This is a genomic window from Pedobacter westerhofensis (genome assembly GCF_900182595.1).
In the GTDB taxonomy this organism is placed as follows: Bacteria; Bacteroidota; Bacteroidia; order Sphingobacteriales; family Sphingobacteriaceae; genus Pedobacter; species Pedobacter westerhofensis.
This window is the reverse complement of sequence record NZ_FXTN01000003.1, coordinates 236,435-249,590: the sequence shown is the minus strand read 5'-3', so window position 1 is coordinate 249,590 and position 13,156 is coordinate 236,435. Positions and strand designations below refer to the sequence as shown.

Annotated in this window: 7 protein-coding genes; all 7 read left to right on the top strand. The window is 46.6% G+C overall.

Annotation, left to right across the window (positions count from 1 at the left end; all coding sequences use genetic code 11):
* Positions 1 to 11 precede the first annotated feature (11 nt).
* The 7 genes from FN831_RS06465 (at position 12) to sov (ending at position 13,108) form a co-directional block, all read left to right on the top strand.
* On the top strand, positions 12 to 1,265 hold the full coding sequence (locus FN831_RS06465) for a murein hydrolase activator EnvC family protein (protein WP_142527393.1): 1,254 nt from the start codon (positions 12 to 14) through the stop codon (positions 1,263 to 1,265).
* A 52-nt stretch (positions 1,266 to 1,317) separates the two neighbouring features.
* On the top strand, positions 1,318 to 1,932 hold the full coding sequence (gene tatA, locus FN831_RS28090) for a twin-arginine translocase TatA/TatE family subunit (RefSeq protein ID WP_246101385.1): 615 nt from the start codon (positions 1,318 to 1,320) through the stop codon (positions 1,930 to 1,932).
* Positions 1,933 to 1,950: 18 nt separating this feature from the next.
* The gene (gene tatA, locus FN831_RS06455) at positions 1,951 to 2,157 is read left to right on the top strand and encodes a twin-arginine translocase TatA/TatE family subunit (RefSeq protein WP_142527392.1); all 207 of its coding nucleotides are present in this window, start codon (positions 1,951 to 1,953) and stop codon (positions 2,155 to 2,157) included.
* A 43-nt stretch (positions 2,158 to 2,200) separates the two neighbouring features.
* On the top strand, positions 2,201 to 3,634 hold the full coding sequence (gatA, locus tag FN831_RS06450) for an Asp-tRNA(Asn)/Glu-tRNA(Gln) amidotransferase subunit GatA (RefSeq protein ID WP_142527391.1): 1,434 nt from the start codon (positions 2,201 to 2,203) through the stop codon (positions 3,632 to 3,634).
* Positions 3,631 to 4,953, top strand: a complete 1,323-nt coding sequence (locus FN831_RS06445; RefSeq protein WP_142527390.1) for a lytic transglycosylase domain-containing protein — start codon at positions 3,631 to 3,633, stop codon at positions 4,951 to 4,953. The genes gatA and FN831_RS06445 overlap by 4 nt, the downstream gene beginning before the upstream one ends.
* A 339-nt stretch (positions 4,954 to 5,292) precedes the next feature.
* Entirely contained in the window at positions 5,293 to 5,877 is a 585-nt protein-coding gene (ruvA, locus tag FN831_RS06440; protein ID WP_142527389.1) for a Holliday junction branch migration protein RuvA, read from the top strand.
* 46 nt (positions 5,878 to 5,923) lie between these two features.
* Positions 5,924 to 13,108 carry a T9SS outer membrane translocon Sov/SprA gene (sov, locus tag FN831_RS06435; RefSeq protein WP_317132078.1) on the top strand — a complete coding sequence of 2,395 codons (7,185 nt, stop codon included), beginning with the start codon at positions 5,924 to 5,926 and terminating at the stop codon, positions 13,106 to 13,108.
* Positions 13,109 to 13,156: the final 48 nt, after the last annotated feature.

Sequence of the window (13,156 nt, the reverse complement as noted above, 5' to 3'; positions counted from 1 at the left end):
CTTTTGATGCAATGAAGCTACACAAATTACTTTTGTTTCTTTTATTTTTTGCGTTTGCATCAACTGCGGTTGCGCAAAGCAGTTCACAGCTGAAGAGAAAAAAAGAGGCTATACAACGGGAAATTGAGCTACTACAGCGAAATTTGGATAAAGCTTCCCAAAGCAAGAAGCTCACCTTAGGGGAGATCCGTGCATTGAGCGCCAAGATTAACCTGATGCAGAACAAAATTACTGTCATCAACTCGGAAATAAAAAACCTGGATAGTGAGATCCATGAAAATACGAATACCGTACATTCACTGCAAGGTCAGCTGGCACAGTTAAAAAAGGAATATGCAGGGATGATCAGGTTTGCACAGCGCAACAGGAATTCATACGATAAGATGATGTTTATCTTTGCTGCGCGTGATTTTAACCAGGCCTACAAAAGAATTAAGTACCTGCAGCAATTTGGCCAGTACCGCAAGAAACAGGCGGATTACATCCAGGGTACGGAAAAGAACCTAAACTATAAAATTGTAGTACTGGACAAAAGCCTGAAAGCGAAAAGCAATCTGCTGCGCGAACAGGAATCAGAACAGGACAAGCTGGCCAGGAACAAGAGGGAGCAAGCCTCTGTTTTAAACCAGGTGAGCAGGCAGGAAAAAGAGCTTGGGCGCGATATTGCCAAGCGTAGAAAACAACAGCAGGCGGTAGACCGTGCAATCAGGGATGCGATCAGCAGGGAAATTGCGATCGCCAGAAAGAAAGCAGAAGACGAAGCACGGGCAGCTGCGGCTAAAGCCAGAGCGGAAAATAAAGCTGCACCGGTAGAAAAAGCAAAAACCAACAGTAATTACCTGACCTCTACACCTGAGGCGGCGAAGTTATCTGCAGGATTTGAAAATAACAGAGGGCGTTTGCCATGGCCGGTAGGACAGGGTTCTATTACGGAGAACTTTGGAAGGCATACTGAAGGCGAAGCCAGTTACACCAACGACGGGGTGAATATCCTGACAGCCGACGGTGCTGCGGTAAGAGCAGTATTTGGCGGGGAAGTGCTGTTTGTAAGGATGATCCAGGGGATCTATGTAGTGGCAATCCGTCATGGTGATTACTTTACGATCTACCAGAACCTGAGGTCATCTTCTGTAGCCAAGGGCGATAAAGTAGAAACACGTCAGAACATCGGAAGCGTTGCTACGACTTCTGACGGGCCGGTATTACATTTTGAAATCATGCGGGGACAGTCTAAACTGAATCCGGAAGCATGGATCGCAAAATAAATAATTGGTTTTAAAATGATTATATTTGTAGGGATTTAATAAAAATGTTGATATGAATGCTGGAGTGATATTAGAATTTTTAAATATGGGCGGGGGAGAGATCATGCTGATCCTTGGCGTGGTGATGCTATTGTTCGGTGGCAAGAAACTGCCCGAACTGGCAAGAGGCCTTGGAAAAGGAATCAGGGATTTCAAAGATGCATCCGAGGGCGTGAAGAGAGAAATTCACCGGAATATCAATGCGATGGATATCGATGAGGACCTGAAAGCTGAAAATGACAAGTACGACTCGCAGCATACACCTACTTTAGAGGAACAAATGTACCCTACTGCCGCTGCGGCAGCACCAATCAACTTAACTAAAACGCCTGCACAGGAAGAAGTGGAAATACCGGCTTCCGAATCGCCTGCTGAAGTTGCGGCAGAAGCACCGGAGATACCCTCAGCACCGGCTGATGAACCTGTTGCGGAAAGACCGCCACTGGGCACGCCAATCGCAGCATATACTGCAACGGCAGCAGCAGAGAAAGCTGCTGCACCAGAAGTTTCCAAAATGGAAACAACAGAAACAGCTCCTGTTGAGTCACCAAAAGCATCAGCACCTGCACCGGAAACAGTTACGCCGGAAACAGCATCAACAGTTCCTTCAGAAACAGAAAAAAAATAAAATTTAATCCCAACGATCATGTTAAACACAACAATATTAGCTGCCCTGGGCACACCGGAGATCATAATTATCTTAGTAGTTGTTCTCCTGCTTTTTGGTGGTAAAAAAATTCCTGAACTAATGCGCGGCCTTGGTAAAGGCGTTAAAGAATTCAAAGACGGTAAAGACGGAGCGGATAATGATACTGTAGAATCTAACCGTACCAATACCCACAAACCGCTGTAGGTTTTAATTTGAATTCGTAACCCATTTATCATTGCCCAATAGTTTGAAGAAGTATACATCTTTATCAGAGATACAAGCACTTATTGATCAAAAAAAGCTTGTTCTACCTGATCTGCTTGACCATTATTTTACACAGATAGAAACCCATCAAAACCTCAATGCATTCAACGAGGTTTTTTTTGATTCTGCAAAAAAACAGGCGCAGGAAGTGCAGGAAAAAATCAGTAAGGGCACTGCAGGGAAACTTGCAGGTATGGTGATCGGGATTAAGGATAATATCCTGTATAAAGATCACGCTACTACTGCATCTTCAAAGATGCTGGAAGGTTTTATTTCTCCTTATTCTTCTACTGTGGCTGAGCGGCTGATTGCTGAAGATGCCATTATCATCGGCAGGTTGAACTGTGATGAATTTGCAATGGGCGGTTCCAACGAGACTTCTTATTACGGACCGGTGCGCAATGCCGCGGATACCGAAAGGGTAGCCGGTGGTTCATCTGGTGGTTCGGCTGTGGCCGTACAGGCCGATCTTTGCCTGTCTGCCCTGGGTACGGATACGGGCGGATCTGTACGACAGCCTGCTGCTTTTTGCGGCTGTTTTGGATTTAAGCCTACCTACGGACGTATTTCAAGATATGGCGTAATTGCCTATGCTTCTTCGTTTGACCAGGTGGGGACACTCACTTCTTCGGTAACGGATGCGGCACTGCTGATGGAAGTACTGGCAGGTGCCGATGCGCACGACAGTACGGTATCACGTTTGCCTGTTCCTGCTTATTCGGCCAATCTCGAAAATCAGGGAATAAAGAAAATTGCGGTATTAAAGGAAACGCTGGAGAGTGAAGCACTTGATGCTGATCTTAAATCGGCTATACTTGCAGCTATCGAGGAATTTAAGGCACAGGGGCATAGGGTTGACTATGTATCCTTTGATCTGCTGGATTACCTGGTGCCTGCTTATTACGTGCTAACAGCTGCTGAAGCTTCTTCCAACCTGTCCAGATATGATGGTGTACATTACGGATACCGTAACCTGCAGGCAGAGAATCTCAACAGTTTATATAAAAAGTCGCGGGCTGAAGGCTTCGGCGATGAAGTAAAAAGAAGGATCCTGCTGGGGACGTTTGTACTCAGCGCGGGATACTATGATGCTTATTACCAGAAGGCGCAGCGTGTGAGAAGGATGATCAGAGACAAGATCGAAGTGCTTTTTCAAAGTTATGATGTACTTCTTACCCCTGTAGCACCTACTCCTGCCTTTAAAATAGGCGAGAATATGCAAGACCCGCTGGTGATGTATATGGCCGATATTTTTACCGTACTGGCCTCGCTTACAGGTATTCCTGCGATTGCAGTTCCCCTGGGCAATAATCCGGACGGTTTACCGTTAAGCTTACAGTTAATGGCAAAACATTTTGAAGAAGATGTTTTACTTTCTTTAGCAAAGAGTTTTAGCACTACCCCTAAACGCTTATGATAAGAAATGTACTTGTAGTAATATTGTGTGTCCTGTTTGGTTTAAACGCCCCTGCACAAGAAAAAATCAATAAGCTGGATTCTATTTCCCCGATCAGCTTTCTTTCTACAACTTACACAGGCGACACAACTGCGGTACCTCTGGTTTTAGAGAACCCCCTGTTCTACAATTACAATTTTACTTATAAAAAACGCCTTGACTCTATCCAGAGAGAAATTCCGCTGACTTACAATGAGTCTGTGCAACGTTATATCGATGTATATGCCGGCAGGAAAGAGATGATGGGTAAAATGCTGGGGCTTTCAGAATATTATTTTCCAATCTTCGAAAATGCGCTCAAAGCTTTTAGTGTGCCGGCGGAGCTGAAATATCTGCCGATTATCGAATCTTCGATGAATTCACATGCGATTTCGAGGGTAGGCGCTACAGGCTTATGGCAGTTTATGTTTACCACGGCCAAAGGTTACGGGCTGAACATGGACAACTTTGTTGATGAACGTAAAGACCCTATCCAGGCCAGCTATGCCGCTGCAAGATATTTTAAGGATGCGTATGCAGAGCTGGGCGACTGGCTGCTGGCTATTGCCGCCTATAACTGTGGTACCGGTAATGTAAACCGTGCGATAGCAAAGGCACATTCCAGGGATTTCTGGGCGATCAGACCTTTCCTGCCGATGGAAACAAGAAATTACGTACCCGCATTTATCGCTGCCATCTATGTGATGAACTGCCCTGATAAACACCAGATCATGTCACAGAAATCGCTTTTTGCGATCAAAACCGATACGATACAGGTGAGCCGCTATGTATCACTGACAGAGCTTGCACAGGCTTTGGCCATGCAGGAAGAGGATCTGTGTACACTGAACCCTTCGTATAAGAAAAAAATTGTTAACGGATCACCGGAACTTCCGAAACGGATCATCATGCCCAAAGTAAGCCTGGCTAGTTTTGCCAGCATTTATGAAGTGCTGAATGACCATACGGTAGAGGTGAGTCCTCAGATTATCCAGGCATCCAATGATGACCGCAGGATCCGCACTAAACACCGTGAGGTAGCTGAAGACAGGCCAGCTGTGGTATATCACAAGGTAAGTGCCGGACAAAACCTGACCACCATTGCCGATCAGTTCGGGGTAGAAGTGCAGGACCTTAAAGTCTGGAATAAACTAAAAGGGAATAATCTTGTTCCCGGACAGAAATTAATCGTGTCCAAAAATGCCGGCGCTGTGCGGCATTCTGAAAGCCGTTCAGGAAAAAAATACATTTCGTACAGGGAAAAGTCAAATGGCCTTTCCAGGTCTTCAGGCAGGCTGTAGCCTCTTTATTCTTTTTGTTCATTTCTGAATTCCCCTTTTTTTTGCTCAAATATTGTCTCATATTCGTATGTGCATCGCATGAATTATGCTTTGCCGGAATTTGCGTAGGTAAATTTAATATACAATAAAGAATTTAATAATATTTTCCTATTAACTTTGACTCAAAAAATAGCATGATGCAATATTAAAGCCGTATAACCGAACTCTTTATTATACGCTCCATATATTAAAATTTAGGTTAACGAAAAGCTGAAAGTAATTAAGGTGTTACAATTCATTATCAATGGTAAATTCCTTTTAGTAGCTTTAGCACATTGATTTTAGCGAAAATAGAAAAATATGTATGATTATATTGATGGCAGGCTAACGTTTAAATGTCCTGCTTATGTTGTGGTTGAAGCTGGTGGTATTGGATACCATATTAATATATCATTGAACACCTATAGTGCTTTAGGTGCAGGGGAACGCTGCAAAATGTATGTTTGGCTGCATGTAAAGGAAGATGCCCATACGCTTTACGGATTTATTGACGAGGGAGAGCGCCGGCTGTTTCTTCACCTGATATCCGTTTCAGGCATCGGACCGAATACCGGCAGGATGATGCTCTCGTCGATTACCCCGGCAGAGATTCAGACGGCTATTGTCAATGCAGATCTGCCGCTGATCCAGCGGATCAAAGGTATTGGTGTGAAATCCGCACAACGATTAGTCTTAGAACTTCAGGACAAATTAAAAAAAGAAGGAACGGGATCGCTGATTGCTGCTCCTTTGAGCAATACCACGCGCGAGGAAGCCCTGTCTGCCCTGATGATGCTGGGTTTTGCGAAGCTGCCGGCAGAGAAATCGATAGACAATGCCATCAAGACCGGGGGAATGGAGCTCACAGTTGAACAGATGATAAAAATAGCGTTGAAGAATTTATAATACCTAAACAATCTATCACAGAAAAACATAACATATATTTTTGCCTTTGAGAAACACTTTTACTTTCCTCCTCTTCCTGGTTTTTTCTTTCTGCGGACTACAGGTTTTTGCGCAGGTAAGGCGTGTGGCTCCTGCTCAGGATACCACCAGGAATACTTTTGGCCTGAGAGAAAAGCAAAGACTGGGTATCAGGCAGCCATTTAATTCATTTTCACCGATGCCTGATAACATGACCAGGGAGGTAGAATATGATGCGGTAAATAAAAGATATATTATCCGGGAGAGAGTAGGCGGAAGGATCCTGGGTGCCCCCCAGTACTTAACGATAGAACAATACCAGCGCCTGGTGAACAGCGAGATCAAACGCAGTAACTGGCGTGAGATTTCCAATGCAGAGGCGGACGAGATCAGGAAGACAGGAGTGATCCCAAGCCTCACGATAGACAATAAATCTTTTGAACGTTTATTTGGCGGCAACCAGATCAATATCCAGCCGAGGGGGGAGGCAGAGCTCACCTTTTTGGGCAGGATCAACAAGAATGAAAATCCCTTGTTTAATGAAAGGCAGCGGGTGCAGAGTAATTTTGATTTTAACCAGCGTATCCAGATGGATGTGGTGGGCAATATCGGGACGAAGCTGAAGCTGAATATGAACTACAATACCGAAGCCCAGTTCGATTTTGAAAACCAGATTAAACTGGATTATACGGGCGGCGAAGATGATATCATCAAAAAGATTGAAGCGGGTAACGTAAGTATGCCGCTGAGCACTTCCCTGATTTCGGGTACGCAGGCACTGTTCGGCGTGAAAACGCAGCTCCAGTTTGGAAAGCTGAATGTAACTTCGGTTTTCTCCCAGCAAAAATCACAATCGCGCGAACTCAAAATCAGCAATGGCGCACAGCAAAACGAATTCAGGCTGAGTGCTGATACCTATGAGGCCAACAAGCACTATTTCCTGGCAAAATATTTCAGGGACAACTACAACAAAGCCCTGGCTACCCCGCCAACAGTATTATCTGGTATCAACATTACCAAAATTGAGGTCTGGATTACCAACAAAACGGGCAATACCCAGGATTCAAGGGATGTACTGGGGCTGATCGACCTTGGTGAAAACCAGCCGTACAATACCGGGCAGATCGTTGGAGGTGCAGGTTTCTCTGCATTGCCGTCGGGATTCGCACTGCAGGGCAGCCGGCAGTCGAACGACATTCTGACGAAACTGCCGGCGGGATCGCGCCTGACGAACTCCAATGACATCATCTCTTTTTTCCAGTCCAACGGAGGAACTGACAACTTTGGCAAGATGACCTATGCGCGTAAGCTGTCTGACAAGGAATATACACTGCATACGCAGCTGGGTTATATCTCACTGAACAATCCCCTGAATGCGGATGAAATCCTGGCCGTTGTTTTCAGGTACACTTTTAACGGTGTGGAATATCAGGTAGGAGAGTTTTCTACAGATGTGAGTTTTGACCAGGCTACACCAAAAGTGCTTTTTGCCAAGTTGCTGAAAAACGAAACGACAAAAACCAACCTGCCTACCTGGGACCTGATGATGAAAAACATCTACTCCATCGGAGGCTATCAGATCAGTCCGCAGAATTTCAGGCTGGACATCCTGCGCCTGGACAATGAATCGGGTATTGAAAAACCGGTCATGTCTGAGGGGATCAACACGGCGAATAAACTCTGGATTAACCTGACGGGACTGGACAGGCTGAACCAGCAGAATGAACGCAAACCAGATGGTGCGTTTGACTTTGCGGCGGAAGATAAACCTTTTGCCAGTACGGCCAGTGCCTCTACACAGACTTCGATAGGAAACCTGAATACGGCAGGGAATGTAAATTCGGGTACGACAAGCAATGGGCTTTCTTCATTTATCACCAATACCAGTACGGGTTATGTAACGATTGATCCGCTGAACGGAAGGGTGATCTTTCCTGTACTGGAACCTTTTGGTAAAGACCTGGCCTCGCAGTTTAACCCCGGAGAACAGAACCTGATTGATAAATACACATTTACGGCTTTATACGATTCTACAAAGGTGGTGGCGCAGCAGCTGTTTACGAAGCAGAACAGGTTTATTATTAAGGGTGCGTTCCAGTCTGACGTAGCCTCAGAATTCAGCCTCAACTCGATCAACGTTCCTGAAGGATCGGTAAAAGTATTTTCAGGAACGATCCCTTTACAGGAAGGCGTGGATTTTACCGTGGATTACCAGGGCGGCCGGGTAAAGATTATTAATACAGGTTTGCTTATTTCTGGTCAGCCGATCAGGATCACAACGGAAAACAGCGAGTTATTTGGCTTGCAGCAGCGGTCGCTTTTTGGAACCCGGTTTGACTACCGCGTGAGCAACAAGCTAAACCTTGGGGGTACGTATATGAACCTGTCGGAGAAACCGCTTACGCCAAAGGTGAACCTGGGCGAGGAGCCGATCAGCAACAGTATCTACGGATTTGACCTGAACTACAGTTCCAATTCAAGGTTCCTGACCAAGATGGTAGACCGTCTGCCCTTTATCTCTACCAAGGCACCTTCGAAGTTTACTTTCTCCGGAGAATATGCCAAGCTGGTTCCTGGTCACCCCGGAGCACTGAACAGTGCCGGAGATAAAGGAGGGGTGAGTTACCTGGATGATTTTGAAGCGACCCGTTCAGTGATCGACCTGAAAAGTGCAATTTCCTGGCAGCTGTCCAGCACCCCTCAGCAGTTTCCTGAAGCGCAGCTGATTGACAACCTGGCTTATGGATACAACAGGGCGAAAATGGCTTTTTACAATATTGACCCTACGTTTTATAACGGCGCAGGCACTAACCTGCCGGCCAACCTGAGGAACAACAGGACGGAGCTGTCAAATCACCTTGTGCGTGAAGTCATTGAGCAGGAGGTTTTTCCTTTCAAGGAAACGCCTGCGGGACAAACCGTATCCCTGCCTACGCTGAACGTAGCCTTTTACCCGACCAAAAGAGGACCATATAACTACGCAACCACGGGATTTACCCCTTCGGGCGATCTGCAGAACCCGCGGTCGCGCTGGGGAGGGATCTTCAGAAAGATCGAGACCAATGATTTCCAGGCCCTGAATATTGAGTATATCGAGCTCTGGGTGATGGACCCGAATATTTATAAACCAAATTCTCTGGGCGGAGACCTGTATTTTAACATCGGAAACCTTTCTGAGGATATCCTGAAGGATGGCAGGAAATCGCTTGAAAACGGTCTCCCTGCAGATGGCGACCCTGCAAAATACGATGAAACCAACTGGGGCCGTGTATCCAAACTTCAGCCGGTAGTGCAGGCATTCGACAATGACCCTGCGGCCCGCAGGGCGCAGGATGTAGGTTTGGACGGATTGTCCAGTACTGATGAAAAGGTAAAATTTGCAGCGGCGATCACACAGATCAAAACGCAGCTGAATGCGACGGCAGCTGCCGAAATTGACAATGACCCGAGTTCTGATAATTATACCTATTACCGCGGCCCTCTACTGGATCAGGCAAATACCGGAATCTTAAAGCGCTACGAAAATTACAATGGCCCCGAAGGAAACTCGAAAACTTCGCAGCAATCGCAGGAGGAACTTGGAATTGATAACTCAGCCTCTACTTCACTGCCTGATGCAGAGGATGTGAATAGGGACAACAACATGACGCAGAGCGACGAGTACTTTCAGTATAAGGTATCGATGCGCAAGGGCGACCTTGAAGTGGGCAAAAACTATGTAACGGATGCAGTGACCTCGCAGGTGAAACTGGCCAACGGCCAGACGCAGCCGGTAACCTGGTACCAGATCCGTATCCCTCTGGCCGATTATGAGCAAAAGGTAGGGAACATCCAGGACTTTAAATCCATCCGTTTCTTCAGAATGTTCCTGACAAACTTTGCTGATACTACTGTACTGAGGTTTGCCAAGATCCAGCTGGTGAGGGGCGACTGGAGAAAGTATAACGATCTGAACGAAAGTTCACAGATCATTGCCGATCCGGTACTGAATACTGTAACTCCGGATAACTCCACCGTGGAACTGACGACGGTAAACATCGAAGAAAATGGCAAGCGTGCCCCGATCCCTTACGTGATTCCTCCGGGTATTGTGCGGGAGCTGGACTATAACAATTACAGAACGGATACAAAACTCAATGAGCAGTCGCTCTCCTTTACGATCCGCAACCTGCGTGATGGTTATGGCAGGGCAACTTTTAAAACTACACTGAGCGATTTCAGGTCGTACAAGCACCTTAAAATGTTTGTCCACCTTGAAGCGCTGGGCAGTGCTGTGATCAACAGCGGAGACCTGACCGCTTTTATCAGGATTGGTGCGGATAATCAGGACAACTATTACGAATATGCTCAGCCGATGACGGTGACGGCACCGAATACCAGTAATCCTGATGCGATCTGGCCGGACGCGAATATCATCGATATTGAACTGAAACTGTTCCAGGATGCCAAGCTGGCCAGGAACAGGGCCCGGGATGTAAACGGGGCGTTGTGGGATATCAGCAAGCCCTACAGTTATGTGGTGGATGGCAACCGGACGATCACGATCAAGGGACAGCCAGACATGGGCCAGGTAAAGGTATATATGCTGGGGGTAAAAAACCCGCTGAAGAATGTGGCTGTACCCGGCAATGACGACGGACTGGAAAAAAGTGCACAGCTCTGGTTCAATGAGCTGAGGCTGACGGAATTTGATGAACGCGGCGGCTGGGCAGCAGCGGGCAGGATCAATGCACAGCTGGCTGATTTTGCTGAGGTAAATGTCTCCGCGAGTAAGACGACGATTGGTTTCGGGTCACTTGACAGCAGGGTGAGCGAGCGCAACCGGGATGACAATGTTTTCTTTGATGTGTCTTCCAATTTGCAGCTGGGCAAGTTCTTCCCGCAGAAATCCGGTTTAAAGGTGCCGATGTATGTAAGCTACTCCAACCAGGTGAGCACCCCTCAGTATGATCCCAAGATGCCGGATATCGAGCTGAAGCGATCACTGGCGACGGCCACTAAGGAGGAGAAAAAGGAAATCCTGGATTACTCACAGGATGTAACCACACGCAACAGTATTAACTTTACGAACGTACATAAGGAACGTACCGACCCCTCGAAGAAACCGCAGTTATGGGATGTGGAGAACCTGAGTGCCAGTTACTCTTTCACCAAATTCCTGCACCATGATTTTATCAACCAGAATACGGTGCAGAAAACTACGTTTGCATCGCTGGCCTATAATTATTCGGGCCAGTCAAGAAACTACAGGCCTTTTGACAAGATCATCAAAAACAATACACTGGCCCTGCTGCGGGATGTTAACTTTAGCCTGCTGCCAAGCTCCATCAACTTCAGGATTGATGTGAACCGTTTTTACTCGGAAAACAGCCTCCGGAATAATGATCCTACAAACAGTATTCCGATCAATACCACCTATAACAAGAATTTCCTGGTAACCCGGGTATATGCGATTTCATGGAACCTGACAAAGTCCATGACCATAGATTTTGATGCGACAAACTACTCGATTATTGATGAACCGGACGGAAAGATCGAAGGGCTGAAAAGGGATACTGTCTGGCAGAACCTGAAAAACCTGGGCCGTACTACGGATTACAGCCATAACCTGAATATCACTTATACGCTGCCGGTAAACAAGATCCCGGGGCTGGACTGGGTAAATGTAGCTACGCGTTACGGAACCAACTTTAACTGGCAGACTGAGCCGCTGTCTACGCTGAACGACCCGAATATCAATCTTGGAAATACTATCCAGAACTCGCGGACGATCCAGCTGAACCCTACGCTTAACTTTAACGGACTGTACAATAAATTTGGCGCACTGAAGCGGTTAAGGGATGATGCCAGCGGTGGATTTGGCGGGATCATGATGAACCTGCTGACGAGCATCAAGAACATCAATGCGGCATATACGCAAACCAAAGGGATCTTCCTGCCGGGCTACTTGCCGAAAACAAGTTATTTTGGAATTGACGACGTGACCGGGGCCCCGGGTCTGGGTTTCGTTTTTGGAAGCCAGCGCGATATCAGGCAGATGGCCATCAATAACAACTGGATCACTACCGATACGCTGCAGTCGCAATTGTATATCAATACCCTCAGGGAAGATATCAGCGTGACCAGTGTGCTGGAGCCTTTCCGTGATTTCAGGATCACGCTGACGGCCAATAAAAACCGGACGATGAACTATTCTACCAACTTCAGGTATGACAATACAAGTCAGGCTTTCCGCAATCTGAGCCCTGCTACAACCGGAGACTACAGTATCTCTTACATCACCCTGGGGACTGCATTTTCTGAGAAATCCGGCAGTACGGTATCCAAGCTCTTTAACCAGTTTATGGCTAACAGGACGATCATATCCCAGCGTTTGGGTGCAAAGAACCCAAATTCACGAGGTACAGCCGGCGGTTACTCGGATGGGTATAACCAGAACTCACAGGATGTGATCATCTCAGCGTTTATGGCTGCCTACACTGGAAAAGATGCATCCTCTGTAAGCCTGAACTCTTTCCCTAAGATACCATTGCCCAACTGGCGCATCAATTATGGCGGACTGGGCAGGATCGACTTCCTGGCAGAGACCTTTAAATCTGTCGACATCAGGCATTCCTACCGCTCTGTTTACAGTGTGAACGGGTTTAACTCTTTACAGCGGTACAGCGAGAACGATGGCTATGTGAACAGCAGGGATGACAACCAGAACTTTTTGCCTTTCTACCAGTTTCAGCAGGTGACTATTGCAGAGACCTTCTCGCCGCTGATTGGTGTGGATACCCGTTTAAAGAATAACCTGACGGCCAATTTTGAGGTGGGCAAAACCAGGCTGCTGGGGCTGAGCCTGTCTAACAGCCAGCTGGCACAGTTAACGGAAAACAACCTGGTGTTTGGTATTGGGTACAGAACAACGAAATTCAGGTTCCCGTTTGGGCTGTTCAAGGAGCTGAAGATGGATAACAATATGGACTTTAAACTGGATCTTGCCATCAGGGACAACAAAACGGTAATCTACCGTGCTGATGTGCTGGAGGCTGAAGTATCGTCTGGTGCCAAGAATATTACGTACCGGCCAACGATCGATTATATCCTGAACCAGCGCTTTAATATCAAATTGTTTTATGATGCCAACCTGACCAAGCCTTATACGTCGCAGACCTATAATACTTCATTCAGCAACTTCGGCTTTAGTTTACGTATTACACTGAATTAGCCTTGCTTAAAAGCAGATATTAATTACCTTTGGCCTATACTAACAAAA

What these genes read in the sequence shown, in the direction of transcription:
- FN831_RS06465 (WP_142527393.1), top strand. Translation starts at nt 12, where the DNA reads ATGAAGCTACACAAATTACTTTTGTTTCTTTTATTTTTTGCGTTTGCA.
- FN831_RS06445 (WP_142527390.1), top strand. Translation starts at nt 3,631, where the DNA reads ATGATAAGAAATGTACTTGTAGTAATATTGTGTGTCCTGTTTGGTTTA.
- ruvA (WP_142527389.1), top strand. Translation starts at nt 5,293, where the DNA reads ATGTATGATTATATTGATGGCAGGCTAACGTTTAAATGTCCTGCTTAT.
- tatA (WP_246101385.1), top strand. Translation starts at nt 1,318, where the DNA reads ATGAATGCTGGAGTGATATTAGAATTTTTAAATATGGGCGGGGGAGAG.
- tatA (WP_142527392.1), top strand. Translation starts at nt 1,951, where the DNA reads ATGTTAAACACAACAATATTAGCTGCCCTGGGCACACCGGAGATCATA.